Origin of the sequence: Micromonospora sp. NPDC048169 (genome assembly GCF_040652815.1) — a bacterium.
In the GTDB taxonomy this organism is placed as follows: Bacteria; Actinomycetota; Actinomycetes; order Mycobacteriales; family Micromonosporaceae; genus Micromonospora.
This window is the reverse complement of record NZ_JBEZMS010000003.1, coordinates 183,434-208,172: the sequence shown is the minus strand read 5'-3', so window position 1 is coordinate 208,172 and position 24,739 is coordinate 183,434. Positions and strand designations below refer to the sequence as shown.

The 24,739-nt window shown below is 71.8% G+C and carries 22 protein-coding genes; 11 read left to right on the top strand and 11 right to left on the bottom strand.

The genetic code is table 11. From position 1 onward, the window contains the following. Positions 1–267: 267 nt before the first annotated feature. Complete coding sequence (gene dnaA / locus AB0D28_RS04555) at positions 268–2,115, bottom strand: chromosomal replication initiator protein DnaA (protein ID WP_357382158.1); 1,848 nt, start codon at positions 2,113–2,115, stop codon at positions 268–270. A gap of 576 nt (positions 2,116–2,691) precedes the next feature. Here dnaA and rpmH point away from each other — a divergent pair. The 6 genes from rpmH (at position 2,692) to rsmG (ending at position 6,488) form a co-directional block, all read left to right on the top strand. Then, positions 2,692–2,829 carry a 50S ribosomal protein L34 gene (gene rpmH / locus AB0D28_RS04550; RefSeq protein ID WP_091100492.1) on the top strand — a complete coding sequence of 46 codons (138 nt, stop codon included), beginning with the start codon at positions 2,692–2,694 and terminating at the stop codon, positions 2,827–2,829. 34 nt (positions 2,830–2,863) lie between these two features. Then, positions 2,864–3,277 carry a ribonuclease P protein component gene (rnpA, locus tag AB0D28_RS04545; RefSeq protein ID WP_357382155.1) on the top strand — a complete coding sequence of 138 codons (414 nt, stop codon included), beginning with the start codon at positions 2,864–2,866 and terminating at the stop codon, positions 3,275–3,277. A 44-nt stretch (positions 3,278–3,321) separates the two neighbouring features. Beyond that, the gene (gene yidD, locus AB0D28_RS04540; protein ID WP_013477538.1) at positions 3,322–3,561 is read left to right on the top strand and encodes a membrane protein insertion efficiency factor YidD; all 240 of its coding nucleotides are present in this window, start codon (positions 3,322–3,324) and stop codon (positions 3,559–3,561) included. Beyond that, positions 3,562–4,566, top strand: a complete 1,005-nt coding sequence (gene yidC / locus AB0D28_RS04535; RefSeq protein ID WP_357382153.1) for a membrane protein insertase YidC — start codon at positions 3,562–3,564, stop codon at positions 4,564–4,566. 210 nt (positions 4,567–4,776) lie between these two features. Next, positions 4,777–5,367, top strand: coding sequence for a R3H domain-containing nucleic acid-binding protein (locus AB0D28_RS04530; protein WP_357382151.1), 591 nt, complete (start codon positions 4,777–4,779; stop codon positions 5,365–5,367). Positions 5,368–5,708: 341 nt separating this feature from the next. After that, entirely contained in the window at positions 5,709–6,488 is a 780-nt protein-coding gene (gene rsmG, locus AB0D28_RS04525; RefSeq protein ID WP_357382307.1) for a 16S rRNA (guanine(527)-N(7))-methyltransferase RsmG, read from the top strand. 331 nt (positions 6,489–6,819) lie between these two features. Here rsmG and AB0D28_RS04520 read toward each other — a convergent pair whose 3' ends face one another. Further along, entirely contained in the window at positions 6,820–7,038 is a 219-nt protein-coding gene (locus AB0D28_RS04520; protein WP_357382319.1) for a hypothetical protein, read from the bottom strand. Between AB0D28_RS04520 and AB0D28_RS04515 the strand changes: the two genes are divergently transcribed. The 3 genes from AB0D28_RS04515 to AB0D28_RS04505 all read left to right on the top strand — a co-directional run bounded on the left by AB0D28_RS04515 (position 6,941) and on the right by AB0D28_RS04505 (position 11,608). Beyond that, complete coding sequence (locus AB0D28_RS04515; RefSeq protein ID WP_357382305.1) at positions 6,941–8,068, top strand: AAA family ATPase; 1,128 nt, start codon at positions 6,941–6,943, stop codon at positions 8,066–8,068. The two genes, AB0D28_RS04520 and AB0D28_RS04515, sit on opposite strands and share 98 nt — an antisense overlap. A 27-nt stretch (positions 8,069–8,095) precedes the next feature. Further along, complete coding sequence (locus tag AB0D28_RS04510; protein ID WP_357382149.1) at positions 8,096–9,136, top strand: ParB/RepB/Spo0J family partition protein; 1,041 nt, start codon at positions 8,096–8,098, stop codon at positions 9,134–9,136. A gap of 1,602 nt (positions 9,137–10,738) precedes the next feature. After that, entirely contained in the window at positions 10,739–11,608 is an 870-nt protein-coding gene (locus AB0D28_RS04505) for a hypothetical protein (RefSeq protein ID WP_357382147.1), read from the top strand. 2 nt (positions 11,609–11,610) lie between these two features. Here the strand turns inward: AB0D28_RS04505 and AB0D28_RS04500 are convergent, their stop codons facing one another. Both AB0D28_RS04500 and AB0D28_RS04495 read right to left on the bottom strand, forming a co-directional pair. After that, positions 11,611–12,606 (bottom strand): D-alanine--D-alanine ligase, encoded by a 996-nt coding sequence (locus tag AB0D28_RS04500; RefSeq protein ID WP_357382145.1) that lies wholly within the window; start codon positions 12,604–12,606, stop codon positions 11,611–11,613. A gap of 7 nt (positions 12,607–12,613) precedes the next feature. Then, positions 12,614–13,927, bottom strand: a complete 1,314-nt coding sequence (locus AB0D28_RS04495; RefSeq protein WP_357382143.1) for a PLP-dependent aminotransferase family protein — start codon at positions 13,925–13,927, stop codon at positions 12,614–12,616. Positions 13,928–14,208: 281 nt separating this feature from the next. Between AB0D28_RS04495 and AB0D28_RS04490 the strand changes: the two genes are divergently transcribed. After that, positions 14,209–14,874: a GNAT family N-acetyltransferase gene (locus AB0D28_RS04490; RefSeq protein WP_357382141.1), complete on the top strand. Its 666-nt coding sequence runs from the start codon at positions 14,209–14,211 to the stop codon at positions 14,872–14,874. Positions 14,875–14,882: 8 nt separating this feature from the next. Here AB0D28_RS04490 and AB0D28_RS04485 read toward each other — a convergent pair whose 3' ends face one another. The 7 genes from AB0D28_RS04485 to murJ all read right to left on the bottom strand — a co-directional run bounded on the left by AB0D28_RS04485 (position 14,883) and on the right by murJ (position 23,136). Then, positions 14,883–16,043 (bottom strand): N-acetylmuramoyl-L-alanine amidase, encoded by a 1,161-nt coding sequence (locus tag AB0D28_RS04485; protein ID WP_357382139.1) that lies wholly within the window; start codon positions 16,041–16,043, stop codon positions 14,883–14,885. A 162-nt stretch (positions 16,044–16,205) separates the two neighbouring features. After that, positions 16,206–16,529 carry a thioredoxin gene (trxA, locus tag AB0D28_RS04480; protein ID WP_357382137.1) on the bottom strand — a complete coding sequence of 108 codons (324 nt, stop codon included), beginning with the start codon at positions 16,527–16,529 and terminating at the stop codon, positions 16,206–16,208. A gap of 31 nt (positions 16,530–16,560) precedes the next feature. Next, positions 16,561–17,514 (bottom strand): thioredoxin-disulfide reductase, encoded by a 954-nt coding sequence (gene trxB / locus AB0D28_RS04475; protein ID WP_357382135.1) that lies wholly within the window; start codon positions 17,512–17,514, stop codon positions 16,561–16,563. 176 nt (positions 17,515–17,690) lie between these two features. After that, positions 17,691–18,632, bottom strand: a complete 942-nt coding sequence (locus AB0D28_RS04470; RefSeq protein WP_357382133.1) for a hypothetical protein — start codon at positions 18,630–18,632, stop codon at positions 17,691–17,693. After that, positions 18,629–19,333, bottom strand: a complete 705-nt coding sequence (sigM, locus tag AB0D28_RS04465) for an RNA polymerase sigma factor SigM (RefSeq protein WP_357382131.1) — start codon at positions 19,331–19,333, stop codon at positions 18,629–18,631. Before sigM ends, AB0D28_RS04470 begins: the two co-directional genes overlap by 4 nt. Before the next feature lie 43 nt (positions 19,334–19,376). Continuing rightward, positions 19,377–20,984, bottom strand: a complete 1,608-nt coding sequence (locus AB0D28_RS04460) for a protein kinase family protein (RefSeq protein ID WP_355509490.1) — start codon at positions 20,982–20,984, stop codon at positions 19,377–19,379. 409 nt (positions 20,985–21,393) lie between these two features. After that, positions 21,394–23,136, bottom strand: coding sequence for a murein biosynthesis integral membrane protein MurJ (gene murJ / locus AB0D28_RS04455; RefSeq protein WP_357382129.1), 1,743 nt, complete (start codon positions 23,134–23,136; stop codon positions 21,394–21,396). Between the two features lie 132 nt (positions 23,137–23,268). Here murJ and AB0D28_RS04450 point away from each other — a divergent pair, with 132 nt between their 5' ends. Then, the gene (locus AB0D28_RS04450) at positions 23,269–24,729 is read left to right on the top strand and encodes a CCA tRNA nucleotidyltransferase (RefSeq protein ID WP_357382127.1); all 1,461 of its coding nucleotides are present in this window, start codon (positions 23,269–23,271) and stop codon (positions 24,727–24,729) included. Positions 24,730–24,739: the final 10 nt, after the last annotated feature.

The following is a 24,739-nucleotide window of genomic DNA, read 5'->3' as shown; positions in this document are numbered from 1 at the left end:
GCCGCCACAGGGGCGTAGAACTTCCAAGATCTGCGACGGAGCCCACCCTTCGCTCCGGACGAAGCGTGTCGAGCGACCAAGCGGCGCGTCGATCACGGTATTGGCGCCCCAGGCGGGACCAACCCAACCCCAGCTACGCCCCCGCGCCCGGCTTCTCCTGTTGACCAAGGAGTTTTGGTCGGAAAACACATGCCCGGCCTACACAAACTCCTTGATCACCGCCGAAGTGGCCGGGCGGTGAGGGCGAGAGGCGAGAGGCGGGCAGGGTTAGGTGTTCTGCTTGATGCGGTTGGTCAGCTCGGCGATCTGGTTGTAGAGCGAGCGCCGCTCCGCCATCTGCTGACGGATCTTGCGGTCCGCGTGCATCACAGTGGTGTGGTCGCGGCCGCCGAACGCCTGCCCGATCCGGGGCAGCGACAGGTCGGTCAACTCGCGGCACAGGTACATGGCCACCTGACGCGCGTTGACCAGCACCCGGGAGCGGGAGTGGCCGCGCAGGTCCTCCAGGCTCACCCCGAAGTAGTCGGCCGTCGACACCATGATCTGGTCGGCGGTGATCTCCGGGCCGGCGCCGTCCGGGATGAAGTCCCGCAGCACCTCCTCGGCCAGCGACAGCTCGACCGAGGATCGGGTGAGGCTGGCGAAGGCGGTGACCCGGATCAGCGCCCCCTCCAGTTCGCGGATCGAGTTCGACACCCGGGACGCGATGAACTCCAGTACGTCCGGCGGGGCGTACAGCCGCTCCTGCGCCGCCTTCTTCTGCAGGATCGCGATCCGCGTCTCCAGGTCCGGCGGCTGGATGTCGGCGAGCAGGCCCCACTCGAACCGGGTACGCAGCCGGTCCTCCAGCGTCGCCAGTTGCTTCGGCGAGCGGTCGGACGTGATCACGATCTGCTTGTTGGCGTTGTGCAGCGTGTTGAAGGTGTGGAAGAACTCCTCCTGCGTCCGCTCCCGGTTCTCCAGGAACTGGATGTCGTCGATCAGGAGGATGTCCACGTCCCGGTAGCGGCGCTGGAACGCGCTCGTCTTGTCGTCGCGCAGCGAGTTGATGAAGTCGTTCGTGAACTCCTCGGTCGAGACGTACCGGACCGAGCGCGCGTTGCCGAGCGTCGTGGCGTAGTGCCCGATGGCGTGCAGCAGATGGGTCTTGCCCAGCCCGGAGCTGCCGTAGATGAACAGCGGGTTGTACGCCTTGGCCGGTGACTCGGCCACCGCCACGCTCGCGGCGTGCGCGAACCGGTTGGACGAGCCGATGACGAACGTCTCGAACATGTACTTCGGGTTGAGCCGGTTGCCGCCGCTCTCCGTACCGCCGGGGAGCCTGCGGTCGGCCTGGCCGCCACCCGGGCGGCGGTGGTCGGCGCCGCCCCGGCCGGGGCCGTTGTCGGTGGCGCCGTCGCGGGGCAGGCCGCGCATCGGCGCGGGGTCGGCGGCCGGGCTCTCCCGGTACCGGGGCTCGTATCCCCCGGCGTCGGGCACGTGCGGCTCGACCCGGGTGCGTTCGTCGAAGGCGCGGCGGTCGGGCGCGTTACGCACCGGTTCGCCGAACGCGGCGCCGAAAAGCGTGTCCTGCGCGTCGCGGCCGGCCGGGATCAGGTGCGGGCGGGAACCGTCGGCGGTCCGCTGGCGGGGTGCCGGCTCGTCCATCGGCTGCTCCGGCCGCGGCTCGCCGTACCCGGAATCGGAGTACCCCGGCTCGCCGTACCCGGATTCCGGGCGCCGAGACGGGAAGGGCGGGCCGGACGCCGGCGGGCCGGGCTGGTCGAAACCGGGCAGCGGGGCGGCGCCGTCGTGCTCGGGCAGCGGCTCCGGGTTGCTGCGGTAGACCGTGCCGGCCGGGCGGGCACCGGCGTCGTCGGCGACCCGTACGGTGACGGCCACCTGGATCGGCCGGCCGAGCCGCCGGCTCAACGCCTCGGTGATGGCCGGGCGGAGCCGGGACTCGATCACGTCCCGGGTGAAGGCGTCGGGCACCGAGAGCAGCGCGGTGTCCTCGACGATCGCCCGTAGCCGGGTGAGCCGGAGGTACGCCCGTTGTTGCGCGGAGATGATCTCGTCGGCGAGTTCGTCGGTGGTCGCCGTCCACACCGCGGCAAGGTCGGTCGCTCCGGTCACCGTCGTGCCACCCCCTCGCCTGCTCCTTCTCACGCCCGCCCGGACGGCTGACCGGTCGTCATCCACAAGTTATCCACAGCCTGTGTACCGACCGATTGTGGCCGCCCACCGGACGCGGGTCGGACCTGCCCCCCCTCGATCCAGGGAGGCGTTGAAGCGGGTTCACCGTGCCGAACGATTCAACAGCGTGTCCGGTCTTGCCGATCGGCGACAAACCCCGGACCCCGACGCCGACCGCAATCGCGCACGCTAACAGCGCGGACCCCACAGCATCAACCGGCGACACCCTGACGACCTTGGCAACATCAGTGAAAACCGCCCCTTCGGCCGCGGTTGCGCGCAGGTCGGACGCCCGAGTGTGACGTTTGACGGTCATTGCGCCCCTGCGTAGGCTGGAGCGGCTGCTCTCTCGCCCTCTGCTAGGGTGATTGATGCTTGCTGTCCGTGGCTGTCACCCCGCATCGCCGGGGCGCGTGTCACGGCAGCGCCGATCGGAGGTCACCGACAGGTGATCTGGACCAGCACACGACCCCGGGCGATCCGCCGCGCGGGGCGTACGACAACGGAGAGCCTGACGTGAGCAAGCGCACCTACCAGCCGAACACCCGCCGGCGCGCGAAGACCCACGGCTTCCGGCTGCGCATGCGCACCCGTGCCGGCCGCGCCATCATCTCGACCCGTCGCTCCAAGGGCCGCGCGCGCCTGTCGGCCTGACGCCGACAGGTCCGGTCCGGGGACGTGGGCAGTCGTGCTGGCCGCCGCGCAACGACTGCGGCGCAGTAGCGACTTCGCCGCAGCGGTTCGCGGTGGCCGACGAGTCGGCCGTGGCGCCGTCGTGGTCCACCTGACCATCCCCGAGCCGATCGGCACCACAGCGACACTCTCGCCGGAGCCGGCGCGGAGCAACGGTGCGGAGACCTCCGCACCCAGCCGCGCCGGCTTCGTCGTGTCCAAGGCCGTCGGCGGCGCGGTGGTCCGTAACAAGGTCCGCCGTCGCCTGCGGCACCTGGTCCGCGAGCGGCTGGCCGAGCTGCCCGCCGGCACCACCCTGGTGGTACGCGCGCTGCCCGCTTCCGCCGACACGACGTACGCCCGGCTCGGGGCCGACCTGGACGCAGCCCTCGCCGCCGCGCGGTCCCCCCGGGGACGGCGGTCGCGGTGAACGGCCCGACGACGGCGACGCCGTCCCCCACAACCGGTGCCCGCATCCTGTTGGCGCCCATCATCGCGTACCGTCGGTGGATAAGTCCGGCTCTGCCGGCCCGCTGCCGGTTCTACCCGTCGTGCAGTGCCTACGCCGTGGAGGCGGTGTCTCGGCACGGTGCGCTGCGGGGCGCCTGGCTGACGGTCCGTCGGCTGTCGCGCTGCCATCCCTTCCACCCAGGTGGACACGACCCGGTCCCCGAGCCGGGCGACCGCCGCCGTTCCGACGTGACTGGAGCCTGAGTGTTTAGTCTCGACTGGATCTACTACGCGATCTCGTGGATCCTGCTGGCCTGGCACTCGGCTTGGGACGCCATCGGAGTGCCGGTCGGAACCGTGATCGGTACGAACTGGGCCTGGATCCTCGCCATCGTGTTCCTCGTGGTGACGGTCCGGGTGATCCTGTTCCCGGTCTTCGTCAAGCAGATCAAGTCGCAGCGTGCCATGCAGGCGCTCCAGCCGAAGGTGAAGGAGCTCCAGGAGAAGCACAAGGGGGACCGGGAGACGCTCCAGAAGGAGATGATGGAGCTCTACCGGAAGGAAAAGGCCAACCCGCTCATGGGCTGCCTTCCGATGTTCCTCCAGATCCCGGTCTTCCTGGGCCTGTTCCACACGCTGCGCCGCCTCACGCCCGACAACCAGGGCAAGACGCTGTACGGCTGGACCGTCGACCAGTTCAACAGCGCCTCCAACGCGACGCTGTTCACCGCGCCGATCTCCGGCAAGTTCGGCTCCACCGCCGAGGAGCTGAGCCGGCTGGGCGCGAGCACCGGCACGGTCAAGGTGGTCGCCGGCATCCTGGTGCTGATCATGATCGCCACCACCTACCTGACCAGCCGGCAGATGATCCTCAAGACCGGGTGGGCCGAGGACCCGCAGCAGCGCATGGTGCAGCGGCTGATGCTCTACGGCATCCCGCTGTCGCTGCTGATCTCGGGCGCGATCTTCCCGATCGGTGTGATCATCTACTGGGTCACGAACAACCTCTTCACGCTCGGCCAGCAGCAGTGGGTGCTGCGGAAGTTCCCGCCGCCGGTGACCGCCAAGAGCACCAGCGCCGCCAAGGGCACCGGCGCCGGCAAGGGCCCGGGGCAGCCGGCCAAGACCGGTGGCCTGTTCGGCCGCAAGGCGGCGCAGCCGCCGGCGAAGGCTCCGGCCGCGGCGCCGAAGGTCGCCGGCCCGAAGCCGGGCGCCAAGCCGACCAACCCGAAGAAGGGCGGCAACCGGCCCGCCAAGCGACAGGGCTGAGCCCACAGGGCCACCGTCGCGACGCCGACGGTGGCCCGTTCCGGCCGCGTGCTGCCATCCGAGGAGTCGGCGCCGGGCCGGAATCGCCGCGCGGAGCGCGGACACGGGCGAAACTGGCCCGTACAGACGTGCCCGAGGGCACCCGGCGAACCTCCCGCCGGCCCCGGGAGACCAGCGGACCCCCGACGGTCCGGCCGAGCGAGTACGGAGATGAGACCCGTGACCGAGACCAGCACCCCCAGCGCCGACCAGTCCCTGGACGAGGAGACCCCCGTTACCGCTGTCACCGAGGCCGACGACACCGCGGGCGAGGCCCGGGAGAAGAAGGCCCCGGCCGAGAGCGACCTGTTCCGGCAGAGCGAGATCGCCGCCGACTACGTCGAGGGTCTGCTGGACATCCTCGACTACGACGGCGACATCGACGAGCTGGTGTCCGGTGGCCGCCCGGTCGTCGAGGTGGTCGGCGGCCGGCTGCAGAACCTGGTCGGCCAGCGCGGCGCGACCCTTGAGGCGCTTCAGGAACTGGCCCGGCTGGCCGTGTTCCGCCAGACCGGCACGCCGAGCCGGCTGCTGCTCGACGTCGGCGGCTACCGGGCCGCCCGGCGCAAGGAGCTGGCCGCCGTGGCGAAGAACGCGGTGGAGAAGGTCAAGGAGCACGGTGAGCCGGTGCGCCTGGAGCCGATGTCCGCGTTCGAGCGCAAGTGCGTGCACGACGTGGTGAACGCGATGAGCGGGGTGGAGAGCGAGTCCGAGGGCGTCGAGCCCAACCGCCGCATCATCGTCCGGCCGGTGGCGGACTGAGGTCAGTGATCTCCGACGAGACGACGGCAGGAGCCGCGACCGGCCCGGGCGGTACGCCGCCCGGGCCGTCGGCTGTGCGCCCTGACCCCACTGTCGACCCGATCTTCTCCGACGACGACGGGCCGGCCGACCCGGCGTACCCCGGTAAGGCCGCGACCGACCCCGGCGAGCCCGCCTTCTCCGGCGAGCCGGCGGTGGTGGCGGGGATCGAGCCCGCCGATCCGGCGGTGGACGTGACGCCCGCCTTCTCCGGCGAGCAGCCGGTGGAGGCCACGCCCGCCGCTCCGGTCACGGAGGCCGACCCGGTCTTCGCGGAACCGCCGGAGGAGCCGCCGTCCTTAATGGACGGTTCAGGCGCACCCGACCCGGAGTCGAGCGCGCTGCCACCCGACCCGGCGTCGGCGACGCTCCCGCCGGAACTGGCGGAGGCCGCCCGCGCGCTGTTCGGTGACCGGCTCGACCTGGCCGCCTCGTATGCCGAACTGCTCGCCACCGACGGCGTGGTCCGCGGCCTGATCGGTCCCCGCGAGACGCCCCGGCTCTGGGAACGACACCTGCTCAACTGTGCGGTGGTGGCGGAACGGATCCCGGAGGGAGCCACAGTGATCGACGTCGGTTCCGGAGCCGGGCTGCCCGGCCTGGTGCTGGCGATCGCGCGTCCCGACCTCACGGTGACGCTTGTGGAGCCGCTGGCCCGGCGCACCGCCTTCCTGATCGAGGCGGTACAGCGCCTCGGCCTGACCCGGGACGTGCGTGTGTTCCGTGGGCGGGCCGAGGAGGCGGCGGCCGGCTCGCGTGACCGGGAACCGTTGAGCGCCGACATCGTGACGGCCCGCGCGGTGGCGCCGCTGGACCGGCTCGCCTCGTGGTGCCTGCCGCTCCTGGCGCCCGGAGGCCGGCTCGTGGCGCTCAAGGGCGCCTCGGCGGCCGACGAGATCACCGAGCACGCCGAGGCCGTGACCCGTCTCGGCGGCGGAACGCCGGAACTGCACAGGTGCGGTGCCGGCGTGATCGAACCCCCGGCGACTGTGGTCGAGGTGGTCCGGGAGCGCGTGGTCAACCCGCGCCGTCCCAAGAAGCCGAAGCGGTCCCGGGGCGGCCGCCGTCGCGGCGACCGCTGATCGGTACGCCATTCCGCACGCCCGGTCCGGTCGTTGGACCGGTGGGCGTGACGTGATCGATCACAACCCGACATGGACCCACCACGCCCGTCGGCCGTAGGCTGACCGCGCGTCGATAGTGTGGAAACGGCGGTGCCGGGCGGCACCCGAGCCCGACGGTTCCCGCCGAGCCGATGGCGCCGCGCGCGGCGCGGACGCGATTCGACGGGTGCGGACCGACCATCCGGAGCGGGTAGGGATGACAGGTGCATGACGACGGCAGGTACGACGATCCACGGTTGACCGGACCAGGAGGCCAGTCCTCCGCCGACCCCGTTTCACGTGAAACCAACTACCAGGAGTGGACGGTGAACGAGTCCGGCGAGCCGCCCTCCCCGCATCCGGTCCAGCCGTCGAAGCGACGGGAGTCACCGGTCGGCGGCGTGCGCCCGGTCTCGTCCGCGCCTGCCAACGTGCCGCCGGCCCGCGACCCGCTCGACCCGGCCGACGGCCCGGTGAACGCGCCGGCCCCGCGTCCGCCCGCAGTGCGGGCGAACGTCGCGGTACCCACCCGCTACGAACCCCAGCCGCCTGTCTCGGCCGTGCCGCACCAGGCCGCCCCCGAGGCCACCGTGGCACCGTCCGACACGCCACAGGCGGACGGGTACGGGGACCAGGTAGACGCCAGCACGTACGTTTCACGTGAAACCCCGACGCGCGAAGAGGATGATCCACCGTTGGCTATGGAGGCGATGCGCGCCGTGCAGATCCTGAATCCCAGTGGCGAGGTCACCATGCCGCGCCCCGACCGGACCCGGGTGATGTGCGTCGCCAACCAGAAGGGCGGCGTCGGTAAGACGACCACCACAGTGAACCTCGCAGTGGCGCTCGCGCTGCACGGCAACCGGGTGCTCGTGGTCGACCTTGACCCGCAGGGCAACGCCTCCACCGGTCTGAACGTGCCGCACCACACAGGCGTGCCCGACGTGTACGACTGCCTGATCGACAGCGTGCCGCTCGAAGAGGTGGCGCAGGCTGTCGAGGGCATCCCCAACCTGTGGTGCGTGCCGGCCACCATCGACCTGGCCGGTGCCGAGATCGAGCTGGTCTCGGTGGTGGCCCGGGAGTCGCGTCTGGCGCGGGCCATCGCCGCATACCCGGGGCACTTCGACTACGTCTTCATAGACTGTCCGCCGTCGCTCGGCCTGCTCACTGTCAACGCCCTCGTGGCCGCGCAGGAGGTGCTGATTCCGATCCAGTGCGAGTACTACGCGCTGGAGGGCCTCAACCAGCTGATCAACAACATCAACCTGGTACGCCAGCACCTCAACCCGCAGCTCGAGGTCTCCACGATCCTGCTCACCATGTACGACAGGCGTACGCGGCTGGCCGACGCGGTGGAGCAGGACGTCCGGAACCACTTCGGGGACAAGGTGCTCCAGGCCGTCATCCCCCGCAACGTGCGTGTCTCCGAGGCACCGAGCTACGGCCAGTCGGTGATGACCTACGATCCCGGTTCGCGGGGGGCCACGAGTTACTTCGAGGCCGCCCAGGAGATCGCGGAGCGAGGCGTCAAGGAGCCGGTGAGCCGGAATGCGTAGTGCGGAGATGTCGCTGGGAGGCATCGTATGAAGAACCGTCCCCGCGGCGGGCTGGGCCGAGGGCTCGGCGCCCTCATCCCCACCGGCCCGGTACCGGGCACCGAACCGGCTGCCGTCGAGCCGGAGCCGCCGGCCGGCGCCGCGTCTCCGTCGGCCCCGGTTGCCGGCGCGACCGCTGCCATCACCGGTGGCGTCGGAAGCGCCCCGCCTCCGCCGGCCGAGCCCGAGTCTCATCTGAGCCCGGTACCCGGCGCCCGCTTCGCGGAGATCCCGGTCGACTCGATCGTGCCGAACCCGAAGCAGCCCCGGCACGTCTTCGACGAGGAGGCACTGGAGGAGCTGAAGACCTCGATCCAGGAGGTCGGCTTCCTCCAGCCGATCGTGGTTCGCCAGCTCGACCCCGAGAAGTTCGAACTCGTGATGGGTGAGCGGCGCTGGCGTGCCGCCCAGGCGGTAGGCCGGGAGACCATCCCCGCCATCGTCCGGGACACCAAGGACGACGCGATGCTCCGCGACGCGCTGCTGGAGAACATCCACCGCGCGAACCTCAACCCGCTCGAAGAGGCGGCGGCGTACCAGCAACTGCTGGAGGAGTTCGGCGCCACGCACGAGGAACTGGCCCGGCGGATCGGCCGTAGCCGCCCGCAGATCTCCAACACCATCCGGCTGATGAACCTGCCGCCCGCCGTGCAGCGCCGGGTCGCCGCTGGCGTTCTCTCCGCCGGCCACGCCCGGGCCTTGCTCAGCCTGGACAACGCGGAGGCACAGGAGGCGCTGGCGGAGCGGATCGTCCGCGAGGGCATCACCGTACGCGGCGCCGAGGAACTCGTGCACCTGGCGCTCGCCGAGGAACCGGCGAAGTCGGCCGCGGCCAAGCGCCGGCCGAAGCCGCACGCCCCAGCCCTTACCGATCTGGCGGACCGGCTCTCCGACCGGTTCGACACCCGGGTGAAGGTCGACATCGGCCGCAGCAAGGGCAAGATCACGATAGAGTTCGCCACCGTTGACGACCTGGAGCGGATCGTCGGGATCATCGGCATGGGCGAGGAGGGGCAGCCCGAGGCGTAGCCCGACTTCTCCGACTGTTGATCCGGCCGCACCGCCCGACGAGGCGGTGCGGCCGGATCTGTTACGGGGCCTGCTTGCTCTGCTGGCCGAGGCGTCGAAGTTTGGGCTCTCGCCAGCCCGTGAGCGGTCGCCGAGTCTCCCGCCCCTGCCGCCGTTTCACGTGAAACGGGGAGCCGTGGTCGAGCGATGCTTCGGTCGCCAGCCCTGAGTTCTGGCGACTGGCGACTGGCGACTGGCGACTGGCGTCAGGCGATGGCGGCGGCGGGGGCGTCAGGCGGCAGCTGGCAGCTGGCAAGCGTCAGGTGTCAGATGTCAGGCGGGCGGACGATTTGGCCTCTAGGCAAAGGCGAAGTACCGAGCGAGGAGCGGCCAGTCCAGCGGCGGAGATCGGCGGGCCAGAGCCTGAGGGGCGGAGCGTCCGTGGCGCGTCGAACGATGGGGCGCGGCGAGCGGAGCCCTGAAGCATGAGCCACGAGAGCGCCAGATCATGGAGTACGAGGCTTGAAGGGCGAGCCTTGAGGCGCGAACCGTGGCCGTGGACTCCTCAACCGGAGTGCCCGGCCCTGGCGTGAGAAGGTCCGACGGCTGTAGTCCGGATCAGTGCGCTCGCGTGGGGCAGCCCGATCTCACACATGCCGCCCTCGTACGAGCGACGCTCGACAGGCCGTGGCGAGCCGGACCACCGGGAGCGTGGCGGCGAAAACGAGCCCACCGGCATCCTGGTGAACCGACACCGCCGGCCTGGCCGCCCCATGCGCCGGTGCCACCCGGTGGACGGAGGGCGGACACTTCGGGGTTCGGCCCAGGAGAGCCGAGGCCGCAAGGCCGGTCCGCGCCGGTGCGGATCCGGCGGCGCGTCGCCGCCTTCGCCATGCGCGGACGTACATCAGAGCAGTGTCCGACGGTCCGAGCGATCGAGCCGGCGTGGATGAGACGGCTGAAGATTCGGCACCGGGTCGTCGCGCTGCCGAAACGACATCCGGCCCGAGGCTCATCCGCTCAGGGCAGTGGCTGACGAGGGCGAGCCGTTTCACGTGAAACAGCAGCCGCGTCGGCTTCGGTGAGGCCGGCCAACGATGACACGCGGGCTGGCGGCATGGCTGCAAGCCGTATCAGCCCAAGCCTCCATCCCGCCGACGCCGATGTGGCCCCGGTCGACGAGTGACCGTCTCGGCCGCTTCAGGAGCCGCCTCGCGATAGCTCGGTAGCCCGGCCCTCGACGAGAAGGAAGCAGCCCGGGCACGGCCGAGTCTGGGACAGCCGACAGCCGACAGCCGACAGCCGACAGCCGCCGAGCAAGAGGCGAATCACGGCCACCGCGCGTTTCACGTGAAACGAACACGAGGAGCCACCGCGACCCGGTGCGGATCCGTCGCCGGATCGTTTGAAGAACGGGCCCGGAGTCATCCCCGGTTATCCACAGCCGTTGTCCACAGGCCCGCTTCGTTTCACGTGAAACGAAGCGATGAAACCCTTGCTGAGCAGTGCATGACGCGCTGTGCTGGTGATCTCGGCAGCCTGTGGACAACGCGGTGGACAACCTGTGTGCGGCCAGCGGAACGGGTAGGGACAGGCGTCGCCAACTCGGTTAGGGTCAGCGTCGTGCCGGACACCCCTCCCTCAGTTCCCGACTTCACCCAGTGGCCGTCGTTCCCCTTCGAGGGCGATCTCCGCGTCAAGCAGCTCGACGAGCCCGTACCGTTCGAACCTCCCCGCCGTGGCGAGGCGGACCGGGAGTGCACCGCCTGCAACGCGCCCGACGAGGCGTACATCTGGGTCGGTGAGCGGTGGCGCGTACGCGCCATGGACCGGCCCACCGGCCTGCCGATGGTCCTGATCCTGGAGTCCCGCTCCCACCTGGATCTGGGCGACCTGCCGAATTTGCTCGCCGCCGAGCTGGGCGTGATGACCGTGCGCCTGGAGCGGGCCGTGCGCTCGCTCGACGGGGTGGCCCGGGTTCACGTGAACCGGTGGGGCGACGGGTCGGCGCACCTGCACCTGTGGTTCCTGGCCCGGCCGTACGGGCGACTGCAACTGCGGGGCACGTTCCTGTCGCTGTGGGACTCGATCCTGCCGCCGATCTCCGAGGAGCAGTGGCGGGAGAACCTGGCGATGGTGGCCGCGTGGCTCGCCGAGTTCGGTGGCCGTCCGTTGGCCGAGCCGCCGCGCATCCATTGGCAGGCACCGTCGACTCTCTCCCCGACCTCCCCAGCCAACACTCCTGAGGAGCCCGAGGAGGAGACCGTGTCGGTGATCGAGGCAGCGGACGAGATTCCGGAGTCCGACGCGGCAGCGGACCTCTCAGACCCCTCGGCGGGCCCGTCGGAGCCCGACCCGGAGTCGCAGGACGGTCCGGAGCCGGACGCCGCCCAGGATGCCAAGCCGAACACCGCCCCGGACGGCGAAGACGCGGACGACCGGGAGAACACGCCGGACGACCGGCCGGGCCGGGCGCGTACCCCGGAGAGCTGAGCTCAGCGCCGGCGGGCGGCGGCCCGGGTCACGAGCGTGCCCAGGACCCGGCCGAAGTCCAGCCCGGCCGCCTGGATCGCCAGCGGCAGGAGCGACGTCTCGGTCATGCCCGGCGAGACGTTCACCTCCAGCACGTGCGGCTCGCCCTCGGCATCGACGATCAGGTCGACCCGGGACAGGTCGCGCAGGCCGAGCGCGGTGTGTGCGGCGAGCGCCACCTCGGTCACCCGGGCGGTGGTCGCGGCGTCGAGCCGGGCGGGCGCGTGCCAGGTCGTGCGCCCGGCGGTGTAGCGGGCCGCGTAGTCGTAGACGCCGTTGCGCGGCACGATCTCGACCGGGGGCAGGGCCTGCGGGCCCTCGCCGAGGTCGAGCACGGAGACGGCCACGTCCATTCCGGGGACGTAGCGCTCCACGAGCGCCGTCTGGTCGTACGCGAAACAACCCACCATCGCGGCCGGCAGCGACGCCGCCTCCCGGACCACGGCGGCGCCCAGTCCGGAACCGCCCTGCGCGGGCTTGACCATCAGCGGCAGCCCGAGTCGCTCGACGATCCGGTCCAGGACGGCCACCGCGCCCAGCTCGGAGAAGCGGTCGTGCGGCAGCGCCACCCAGTCGGGGGTGGGGATGCCCGCCTCGCGCAGCACCGCCTTCGCCGACGGCTTGTCCCAGGCGAGCCGGGACGAGCGGGCGTCGCAGCCGACGTAGGGCGCGTCAAAGAGGTCGAGTACGCCGCGCAGGGAGCCGTCCTCGCCGGTGGCGCCGTGCAGGGCGATCACCACCGCGTCCGGCGGGTCGGCGGTCAGGGCGGGCAGCAGCGCCACGTCGGCGTCGCGCAGTTCCGCCTGCACGCCCACCGCGCGCAGCGCGTCGAGGACCCGGCGGCCGGAGCGCAGCGAGACGTCCCGCTCGTAGGAGAGGCCACCCGCGAGCACGAGCACGTGCAGCTCGTCGACGGCGGATCCGGTCACGGGAGAGGGTGCGGCGGTGCTGTCGGACATGCGGGCATCATGCCAAGTCGGGGCCGGGCGCGTCCGAGCCGCCCTGGCGACGGCGGGGGCCGGCGGTGCCGACCGCGCCGAAGACCTTGCGCATGGCGATCTCCTGCTCCATCACCCCGGCGAGCCGTCGGACGCCCTCGCGGATCCGCTCCGGCGTCGGGAAGGAGAAGTTGAGCCGCATGTTGCCGGTGCCGGTGCCGTCGGCGTAGAAGCCGGTCCCCGGCACGTAGGCGACGCGGGCGGCCACGGCGCGCGGCATCATCGCCTTGGCGTCGAGGCCGTCGGGCAGCGTCGCCCAGACGAACAGGCCGCCCTGCGGCCTGGTCCAGGTGGTGCCCTCCGGCATGAGGTCGGCCATCGCGTCGAGCAGCGCGTCCCGGCGCTCGCGGTAGACCTCGCGGTAGACCTTGAGCTGCTGCCGCCAGGGCATGGTGCCGAGGTACGTCGAGACGGCCGCCTGCGCGTAGGCACTCGGGCAGAGGATCTGCGCCTCGCTGGCGATGACCAGCTTGTCGCGGACCGCGTGCGGCGCCAGGATCCAGCCCACCCGCAGGCCCGGCGCGAACGTCTTGGAGAACGTGCTCAGGTAGAAGACGCCGTCGCGGCGGCGGGCCCGCAGCGGGGCGGGCGCCTCACCCTCGAAACCGAGCTGACCGTACGGGTCGTCCTCCACCACGAGCAGTCCGGCGCGTTCGCAGATGTCGAGCACCCGTTCGCGCCGTTCCTCGCTCAGCGTTACACCGGCGGGGTTCTGGTAGGTGGGGATCGTGTAGAGGAACTTCACCCGCCGCCCGGCGCGGGCCAGGTCGGCGATGGCCGTCTCCAGCGCCTCCGGGATGAGCCCCTCGTCGTCCATCGGCACGTGGGCCACCTGGGCCTGGGCGGCCTGGAACACCCCGAGCGCGCCGACGTACGTCGGGCCCTCGGCGAGCACCACGTCACCCGGGTCCAGGAAGAGGCGGGCCACCAGGTCGAGGGCCTGCTGGCCGCCGACAGTGACCACCACGTCCTCCGGTGAGGCGCCGCAGGAGGCGTCGATCCCGGACAGCGACATCACCTCGCAGATCCGCTCGCGCAGTTCGAGGGTGCCCTGGCCGATGCCGTACTGGAGGGTGGTGGAGCCGTGCTCGGAGCCGAGCCGGCCGAGCATCTCGCCGACCGCGTCCAGCGGCAGCGCCGCGATGTAGGGGGCCCCACCGGCGAGCGAGACGACCTCCGGCCGGCTGGCCACCGCGAAGAGTGCCCGGATCTCCGAGGCGGTCATCCCACGGACACGCCGGGCGTACCGGTCGGTGTAGTCGTCGAGCGTCGTGCCGGTCATGGACATCACCTCGATCGGGTGTCGGCGGGGCTGCCGCCCGGTGTGGTACCCGCGATGCCGACATCCATTGGCGGCGGGGGCCGTTTGTCGATCGTAGTCCCCGGTGACGGCAGCGGCACCGGCCGTGTGGACACGTCCACATCCCGGACCGTCGATCGGCCGTCCGGGTGGGCGTTCGCGCGTTCCCTCCCGTCCCGCCGGACAGACGCGTACGATCGCTCGTCGGGAGTAGGAGGGCGCGGGACTCACCGGCGCTCCGAGCCTAGTGGTGGGGTGCGCTCATGTCGCGACGTCTGGTCAGCCTGACCCTGGACACGCTGGAGGACCTGCCTCGATCCTGCCGGCAGTGCGTCTACTGGGAGCTGGATCCGGTCTCCGCCGAGCGGGCCTGCGCCGCGGGCGACCCGGGCCTGGAGAAGGAGGCGTGGGTCTCCCAGACGCTGCTGGAGTGGGGCTCCTGCGGCAAGCTCGTCTACGTCGACGGCATGCCGGCCGGTTTCGTCATGTACGCCCCGCCCGCGTACGTTCCGCGCTCGATGGCGTTTCCCACCTCGCCGGTCTCGGCGGACGCGGCGCTGCTGATGACGGCGCACGTGGTGCCCGCCTTCGCCGACGGCGGCCTGGGCCGGATGCTGGTGCAGGGCGTGGCCCGCGACCTGACCAAGCGCGGCATCAAGGCGATCGAGGCGTTCGGCGACGCCAAGTTCGGCGACGACGCGGACGACCCGGCCCGCGCCTGTGTGGCACCCGCCGACTTCTTCCTCTCGGTGGGCTTCAAGACGGTCCGGCCGCACCCGCGCTACCCCCGCCTGCGGCTGGAGTTGCGTACGGCGCTGAGCTGGAAGTCGGACGTCGAGTACGCGCTGGAGAAGCTGCTCGGCTCGATGAGCCCGGAGACGCTGCTGCGGCCGGTGCGCCCGGCACCCGCCACCCGCTCCACCGGCTGAGCCGCGGGTCAGTCGACGATGTTGCCGGCGGCGACGATCGCCCGCAGTTCGCTCACGTCGATCGAGCCGGTCGGCACGTCCCGCTCGATTGGCAGGTACATCCGCTGCACGCCGGCCACGATGGCTTCGACCACCCGGTCCCGGAAGCGCGGTTCGACGAGCCGTGCCCGGTCGTCAGGTGAGGTGAGGTAGCCGACCTCGACGCGTACCGCTGGCATCCGGGTGAGCCGGAGCAGCTCCCATGCCTTGGCGTGGGTACGGCAGTCACGCAGCCCGGTGCGGGCCACGATCTCCCGCTGCACGAGCCCGGCCAGGCGTTCACCGGTCGCCGAGGTGACGCCGTTGTCGGTGCCGTAGTGGTAGGTGGCCACCCCCTCGGCCTCCGGGTTGGCGTGCCCGTCGGTGTGCAGGGAGATGAACACGTCGGCACCGAGGGAGTTGGCGAGCTGGGCCCGGTCCGCGTCCGGCAGGCAGTCGCCGGGCGACGGGCCCCGGGTGAGCTGCACGCGTACGCCGGCGGCGGCGAGCCGCCCCTCCAGCCGGCTGGCCAGGTCGTGGACGAGGTCCGCCTCGGTCCAGCGCAGCGTGCCGTCGGGCACCACCACACCCGGGTCGGTGCCCCCGTGCCCCGGGTCGATCACCACGGTCCGCCCGACGAGCGCCGGCCCGGCCTGCCGGATGGCGTCGGACTCGCGCAGCCACTGCGGGCGTCCGCCGACCACCTTGCGGCCGAGGCGGCGCAACGCGTTGACGGTGTGCGGCCCGCACGAGCCGTCCGGTTTCAGGCCCATCTCCCGCTGGAACTGCGCCACCGCGCGGGAGGTGCGGATGCCGTAGATGGCGTCGGCGCGGCCCACGTCGTACCCCATCTCCAGCAGGCGTTCCTGGAGCGAGCGGACGTCCTCGCCGGTCAGCGGCTCGGGCACGGCGTGATACAGGGCACGGGCACCGAACCGCCAGCGGGCCGCGTCGAGCGCCCGCCAGGTCTCGGCGCCGACCCGCCCGTCGACGCTGAGGCCCCGGGACTGCTGGAAGGCCCGTACCGCGCGTTCGGTCTGGGCGTCGTAGTCGTCGCCCGCCGCCTCGGCGGGAAGCAGCTCCAGGCCGGCGAGGACGGTACGGATCTCGGCCACCGCCGGTCCCTGGTCACCGGGTCGGATCGGACGCACGACGACCCCCTCTGCACGGACGTTGGCGGACCGGAACTCCGACGGATGCTTACGGAGCGTACCGTGGCCGATACCCGACGGGTTCGTGTTCATGCAGGTCAGAAGCGCCGGAACCCCCGTCACCGGGTGGGGTGACGGGGGTTCCGGAGGGGTCGGTACGGCTCAGAGCGCCGACTCGATGAGCTTGACCAGCTCGCCCTTCGGCTTGGCGCCGGCGATCGACTGCACCGGCTGGCCGTTCTTGAAGATGGTCAGCGTCGGCACCGACATCACCCGGTAGGCGCGGGCCGTCTCCGGGTTCTCGTCGATGTTCAGCTTGACGATGGTGACCTGGTCCTTCATCTCACCCGCGATCTCCTCCAGCAGCGGCGAGACCTTGCGGCAGGGGCCGCACCACTCCGCCCAGAAGTCGACCAGGACCGGCTTCTCGGACTGCAGCACGTCGCTGACGAAGCTGGCGTCCGTGACCGCCTTGGTTGCTCCCACTATGAACTCTCCTCCTCCGAACCTTGAACCCTCAGCCCTGGATGGTGGCGATGAACCGCTCGGCGTCCAGCGCGGCGGCGCAGCCGGTGCCGGCCGCCGTGATGGCCTGCCGGTAGGTGTGGTCGACCACGTCGCCCGCCGCGAACACGCCGGGCACGCTGGTACGGGTGCTGGGGGCCTGCACCTTCACGTATCCCTCGTCGTCCAGCTCCACCTGGTCGCGGAACAGCTCGCTGCGCGGGTCGTGCCCGATCGCCACGAACACACCCGTGACGTCGAGCACCTTGCTCTCGCCGGTGTGCACGTTGCGCACCCGTACGCCGTTGACCTTGCCGTCGTCGCCGAGGATCTCCTCGACCACGGAGTTCCACTCGACCTTGATCTTCTCGTTGCCCAGCGCCCGGTCGGCCATGATCTTGCTGGCGCGGAACGAGTCACGGCGGTGGATGATCGTCACCGACTCGGCGAACCGGGTGAGGAAGCTCGCCTCCTCCATCGCCGAGTCGCCGCCGCCGACCACCACGATGTGCTGGTTGCGGAAGAAGAAGCCGTCACAGGTGGCGCAGGACGACACGCCGTGGCCCAGGTATTCCTGCTCGCCCGGCACGCCCAGCGGACGCCAGGCCGAGCCGGTGGAGAGGATCACGGCGCGGGCCCGGTAGGCGGTCTCGCCCACCCAGACGGTGCTCACCGCGTCGGAGCCGATCTCGCCGGTGTCCTTCAGCTCGACCCGGGTCACGTCGTCGGTGAGGAACTCGGCGCCGAAACGCTCGGCCTGCTTGCGCATGTTGTCCATCAGCTCGGGGCCGAGGATGCCGTCGGCGAAACCGGGGAAGTTCTCCACCTCGGTGGTGGTCATCAGCGCGCCACCCGACTGCACGCCTTCGATCACCAGCGGCTTCAGGTTCGCACGCGCGGCGTAGACCGCCGCGGTGTAGCCGGCCGGACCGGAGCCGATGATGATCAGGTTGCGGACCTCGTCCACTGCCGTCTCCCGATGTGTGTGTTCGTCACCGGCCGCACCGATGTCGATCCCGGATGCCGACCGCTCAGGGGCGCCGGCGCCTGACTTGCAGAACGTCATCGTACGAAGCGGGGATTCCCGAGCCGGTCATCCGGTGGGTCAGGTCACGTGGCGGGACAAGCGTCGTGACCGCGTCCTCACCCTACCCGCGTCCGGAACCGGGTGTCCGCGCCGGACCCGGGTACCCCGCACTCCGGCCCGCTCACCCAGCCCCAGCGGGCACCACTCGCGTCCGCGAACGTCACCACGAGCGCCGGAGCGCCACCGAACCGGGCGTAGTCGACCATGTCCACGCTCAGCGGCGTGGCGCCGTGCTCGGTCCCGATCGCGGTGAGGCACGCGGCCAGTGTCTCGGGCCGGACCAGCCGGTCCAGCCCGCCGAGGACGCTGAGGCGCTGATCGTCGCGGGACAGGGGCGTCTCCGCGCCGTCCTTCGCCGCGCCGGACGGCCCGGCCATGTCCCCCGGCATCGACTTCGCCAGGGCGGGCACACGGCCGGCGGCGAGGCGTTCCGGCGTCCAGTCGGTGTCGCTGCGCACTGCCGGCCCGGTGGTCCGGTACGGCGCGGCAGCCATCGGCGCTGCCTCCCCGCCGGCCCGGTCGGCCGCACCGCCGTCGCCCGGGCCCGCCAGCCGGCCGACACCGAGTCCCACCGCCGCGACCGAGGCCGCCGCCAGGGCCACCGGCCCGGCGATGCGGGCCCAGCGCCGGGGACGACGGCCGGGACCGCCGGGCCGGCCGGTACGGGGGGCCGTGCCGGGTGGCCGGCTCGTGCCGCCGGACTGCGCCGGCACGACCGGCGTACCCTCACGCAGCGCCGGTCCGGCCCCGGAGAGCGCCGCCGTGATCCGGTCGGTCACCGCCTGTGGCATCTCCGGCGCGGGGGCCGCGGCCCAGCCGGCCAGGTCGGCGCGGACCAGGTCGACCGCGTCGGCGAGATTCTCGTACGCGGCCCGCCAGGCCGGGTCCTGCTCGACCAGCCGCGCCACGGTGGCCTGCTCGGGGGTGCCGTCCAGCGCCCCGCCGAGGTAGTCGGCGAGCAGGTCGTGATCGACCTCGCTGAACTCCCGGGAAGTCACGGCTCCTCCTGGCTGACGGCCTGACGGGAAGCTCCCGACGAGGATCCGACGCCCTCGGAACGCCGACGGTTCCCGGGAGTGAGCCGCGGCACGTCACCGGCCGGAGCGTCGGTGCCGGTCCGCAGGTGCCCGAGCAGCACGGCGAGACGTGCCCGGCCCCTGGCGCACCGGCTCTTGACGGTGCCCTCCGCGACCCCGAGCACGGCGGCGGCCTCGGCAACCGGGTAGCCCTGCACGTCGACCAGGACCAACGCGGCCCGCTGTTCCGCGGGCAGTGCGGCGAGCGCCTGCCGGACCACGAGCGCGGTGTCGTGGTCGCGGGCCGGCGCGGCCGGTTCCGGACCGCCGGTGTGCCGGCCCGGCTCGCCGTCGGTGTGCACACCGTCGGGCAGCGGGACGGTGGCGTGGGTCTGACGCCGCCGGATCCGGTCCAGGCAGGCGTTCACCACGATGCGGTGCAGCCAGGTGGTGACCGCCGAGTCGCCCCGGAACCGGGCCGCCGCGCGGTGCGCCGACAGCATGGCGTCCTGGAGGGCGTCGGCGGCCTCCTCGCGGTCGCCGATGGTCCGCAGCGCGACCGCCCAGAGCCGGTCCCGGTGCCGCTGGAACAGCTCGGTGAAGGCGGTCCGGTCCCCGGCCGCGTGCGCCCGCAGCAGCTCCAGGTCGGAGCGGCCGGGCTGCGCGCCGTCGCGTTCCGCCATCACCACGTCCGGCGGTGGTGGCGCGGCGGGGACGGCGGCCGGGTCACGAGCCCTGGACCACGATCTCCTGGACGCCGAGCTTCCAGCCGTTGCCGTCTTCCTTCTTCGGCAGCTTGGTGATCCAGAACAGCAGGTACTGGTACTTCTGGTCCGGCTCGAAGGCGTTGAAGATCATTTTCGTGCCGCCGTCCTCGTTCGGCGGCCCGATCAGCGTCGAGTAGGCGTTGATGAGCTGCTTGTCGCCGGCGGAGCTGGACGGGAAGTCGCCGCGGGCGCCGGTGCGCAGCTCGACCGTGGCTCCGGTGGCCGAGAGCGTGGCCTCCAGCTGCTTGACCGAGTGCGGGGCGCCCAGGTCGATCCAGACACCCATGCCCTTCTTGACCCCGCTGAACTTGCCGCTGTCGCGGTAGCTGTTGGTCTCCCAGCCCTCGTCGTCGTCCCCGTCGATGACCTTTTCGGCGTTGCGCACCTCGGCGCGGTCGCCGTCCGGGTCGATGATCCGTACGTCCTGGATGGTGAGCTTGCGGACCTGCGCGGCGGGTTCGGCCCCGCCGCCGGTGGCGGGCGCGCTGTTCGACGGCTGGGCGACCGGCTCCTTGTCGCCGTCGTCGCCACCGAGCGCGTTGATGCCGATGAGCAGCCCGACCAGGGCCACCGCCAGCAGACCGGCGATGCCGATGGCGACCTTGCGCCCGCCGGCGGCGGCCAGCGGGGAGGGCTCCTCGCCGGGTTCGGCGGTGAAGCGCAGCGGGCCGGCCTGCTCCAGGAACTGCTCGTCGGCAGGGATGTCGAGCCGGCTCAGCTCGGCGGCCAGCACGTCCGACGACGGCGGGGGGATCTCCGGGTCGAGCAGGTCCATGGTGAGGTCGTCGAGGTAGGCCGGCACCCCGGCGCGCATCTGCCGGGGCGCGGCGATGGAGCCGCCGGCGTCCCGGACGGCGTCCGGCAGGGCGGCGCGGCCGTGCCCGGCGGTGGCGCCGTGCAGCGGGGCCTCGCCGTGCGGCCAGTGCCCGGTCAGGGCGAAGTAGAGCACCCCGCCGACCGCGCGCAGGTCGTTCTCCTGGCTGTCCGCCCCGTCGGTACGCGCGTCGGCGAGCACCACCCGGCCGTCGTCGCTGATCATCACGGTGCCGGGGTGCAGGTTGCCGTGCACCATCCCGGTGGCGTGCACGGCGGCGAGGGCGCTGGCGACGGCGTTGCCGATCGCGGTGGCCCGCGCCGGATCGAGCGGCCCGTCGGCGGCGACCAGCTCGCGCAGCGACTGCCCGTCGACCCACTCGCGGACCACGTAGGCCCGGTCGTCCTCGTCGATCGCGTCGTAGACGCCGACCAGGTTGGGGTGGATGACGCGGCTCGCGGCGACGGCGGCCTGGAGCATCTCGGTGGCGGAGTCGCCACCCGGGTAGCGGAGAACCACGGCGACGGGACGGCGCAACACCACGTCGACACCGCGCCAGACCAGCCGGCCCGCGCTGTCGTTGTTGATGTGCTCGACCAGCTCGTACCGCTCGGCGAGCAGCTCACCGACCGTGGGAGCACCGAGGGTCACGTCCGCAGGAGTGGTCTCCTCCGCTTCCTGACCCTCGCCGACCTGGGTCACCCGTCCTCCCTCGGTGATCGCGTCGATCGATGGACCCGTGCTGCTGGGCATGTGGCTTCCCGCTCTGCCTTTGGTGGAACGGCCGGCGGTCTCGACGCCGCGTCGATCCCGGTCGTACCCGTCGAGAGCGACCTTACCCGGGATGCCCGGTTCTCCGACATGTCATCTTCCCGCTGTGACCGGCCGGAAGGCCAGTCGCCACGGGCCCCGGCCGGGTCACCCGCCCACCCGGCGGGCGAGCCGGACACGCACCGCCAATCTAGAGGTTGACGGCAACGAGGCGGCACAGGGGCGTACTGGTGCGGCGGCGGACTGGTTTTCCCCGCCCCGGCCTGCGCTCCCTCGTCCGTACGGTTGGTTGTCCACAGGCCGAGAGGCCCAGTGGACGGGGGAATTCCGAGTTATCCACAGCCGTATCCCCAGGCTGGTGATCCTCGTTCACCGTCGGTCACCGGAGACGTCAACGACCGAGGCGGCGCCGGACCATCCCGACCACCTCGGTGATCTCGCCGATCCGCAGCACCATGGCGAGTCCGAGATAGGTCGCGCCGATCGCCGCGCCGCCGATCACCAACTGCACCGCGGCGGCGAGCCAGCTCAGGTTCGCCGGGTCGCCGGGGAGCACCGCGACCACGAGCAGGCCGACGACCGCCGCGCCGAGGGCAGCCACGACCACCCGGCCGAGCGTCCGCATGATCCCGCCCAGCCCGATCCGGCCGACCCGGGGCCGCAGCAGCATCGCCGAGATGATCGCCGCCGCCAGGTACGACACGGCGTTGCCCAGCATCATCCCGGCCGCCGCGAACGTGTTCGAGAAGAGCAGGAACAGGCCAACCTGGAGCAGAACTCGCAGGATCACCACCGGGATGTTGACCAGAGCCGGGGTGCGGGTGTCCGGCAGCGCGTAGAACGCGAAGGTGAAGAGCTGACTGACCGCGAACGGCACCAGGCCGAGCGCCGCCACCAGCAGCACAGTCGAGGTGGCCACCGCGTTGTCGCCGGTGAACGCGCCGTACCGGAAGACCACCACCGAGATCGGGGCGGCCAGCACCGCGTAGCAGACCGCGATGGGTGCGAGCACCGCGCTGACCATCCGGGTGCCGCGGGACAGGTCGGCGGTGACGTCGCCGAACCGGTTCTCGGCGGCGGCGGCGCTCATCCGGGGCATCAGCGCGGTGATGATCGAGACCGCGATGATGCCGTGCGCCATCATCAGCAGCAGGAAGACGTTGTTGTAGATCAGCAGGCCGGCGTTGTCGCCGCCGGCCGCCCGGGTGAGCAGGTTGACCACCACGAAGAGGCCGAGTTGGTTGACCCCGACGTAGCAGAACATCCAGCCGCCGAGCCGGGCCAGCTCGCTCAGGCCGAGGGCGCGGAAGTCGAACCGCCACTTCCACCGGAAGCCGACCTTGCGCAGCGCGGGCAGCAGGCCGGCGGTCTGGACCGCGACGCCGAGCAGCGTGCCACCGCCGATGAGCAGGATCCGGTCCCAGCCCATCTCGCCGGGCTCGATGATCTTGGCGCCGAAGACCGCGATGTAGAGCCCGCAGACGCCGATCACCACGAGGTTGTTCAGGATCGGTGCCCACATCGGGGCGGCGAAGTGCCCGCGCGTGTTCAGCACCGCGGCGATCAGCGCGCTCACGCCGGTGAAGAACAGCATCGGCAACATCAGGTACGACAGGCCGGTGACGAGGTTCTGATAGTTGTCGTCCTTGCCGCCCGCGTAGATGGCGGTCAGCACCGGTGCGCCGATCATCGCGATCAGCGCGACGGCGGCGAGGGCCAGCACGGCCAGCGTGAGCAGCCGCTGGGAGTACGCCTCACCCCGGTCGGGGTCCGACTTGCGCCGCCGGACCAGCACCGGGATCAGCACGCTGGTGAGCACGCCGCCGAGCAGGAACTCGTAGACCTGGTTCGGCAGGAAGATGGCGGTGGTGAAGGCGTCACCGACCAGCGCGCCACCGAGCGCCGCGCCGATCATCAGGTTGCGGATGAAGCCGGTGCCGCGGCTGACCAGGCTGCCGATCGCCATCACCGCGCTGTTCGCCGCGGCACTGGTCTCGGCGACCACCTCCTGTGGCGGCGCGACGGCCTCGGCGCCGGGCTGGTTCAGCGGCTCGGCCGAGATGAAGGTGGCGCCGTCGTCCGGCGGCAGGCCGCCGCCGTGCGCGTTCGCGCTGCGGTAGAGCCCGCCGCTCATCTGCCAGCCTCCAAGGGGTACGTGGCGACCGGGCCCGGCCGGCCCCGCCCAACCGGAACCTTAGTCAACCCGGGCCCGTTACCCGCGCCCGGCGCGGTCGATCCACCCCCGGCCCGATAGGCTGGCGATCCCATGTCCGAAGCCTCCGCCTCCCACGCCGCCGATCGCCGCGAGCTGACCGCCGCGCAGCGCAACGCCGTCGCCGAACTGCTCCGAGTCTCACCGGTCGCCGACGAGCTGGGCCGGCGCTTCGCCCGGGCCGGTCACGAACTGCACCTGGTGGGCGGATCCGTCCGCGACGCGCTGCTCGGCCGCCTCGGCAACGACCTCGACTTCTGCACCGACGCCCACCCCGACGAGACGATCAAGGTGATCCGCGGCTGGGCGGAGTCGATCTGGGAGACCGGACGCGAGTTCGGCACCATCGCCTGCCAGCGCGACGGCCTCAACCTGGAGATCACCACGTTCCGGGCGGAGGTCTACGACCAGGTCAGCCGCAACCCGGTGGTGCAGTACGGCACCAGCCTCACCGAAGACCTCAAGCGTCGCGACTTCACTGTCAACGCGATGGCGGTCAGCCTTCCCGATCACCGGTTCACCGACCCGTACGGCGGGCTCGCCGACCTGGCCGCGAAGATCATTCGTACCCCCGGGACGCCGCAGGAGTCGTTCCGCGACGACCCCCTGCGGATGCTGCGCGCGGCCCGGTTCGCCGCCCAGCTCCGCTTCGCCGTCCACCCGGACGTCCGCGCGGCGATGGCCGAGATGGCCGGCGACCTGGACCGGATCACCGCCGAGCGGATCCGGGACGAGTTCACCAAGCTGCTCTGCGGTGCCGACCCGATCACCGGGCTGCGCCTGCTCGTCGACACCGGCCTGGCCGAGCGCTTCCTGCCGGAGCTGACCGGCCTGAAGCTCACCATCGACGAGCACGCCCAGCACAAGGACGTCTACGAGCACACGCTCACGGTGGTCAGCAACGCCATGTCGCTGGAGACCGACGGCTGCGACTTCGTGCTGCGGATGGCCGCTCTGATGCACGACATCGGCAAGCCGGCCACCAAGGCGGTCGGCGCGGACGGCCGGGTCAGCTTCCACCACCACGAGGTGGTCGGCGCCCGGCTGACCAAGAACCGGATGAAGGCGCTGCGCTACTCCAAGGAGATCACCTCCCAGGTGGTCAAGCTGGTCGGTCTGCACCTGCGCTTCTACGGGTACGGCCGGGGCGAGTGGACCGACTCGGCGGTGCGCCGGTACGTCACGGACGCCGGCGACCTGCTGTCCCGGCTGCACAAGCTGACCCGGTCCGACTGCACCACCCGCAACCGGCGCAAGGCCGCCCAGCTCGCGGCCGACTACGACGCGCTGGAGGAGCGGATCGCCCGGATCGCCGCCGAGGAGGACCTGGCCCGGGTCCGGCCCGACCTGGACGGCAACGCGATCATGGAGCTGCTCGGCGTACCGCCGGGGCCGGTGGTCGGCCGCGCCTGGCAGCACCTCAAGGAGCTGCGTCTGGAGCGCGGCCCGCTCGACCGCGACGAGGCCGAGGCGGAGCTGCTGCGCTGGGCGCGCGACGAGGGCATCACCGGCTGAACCACAGCAC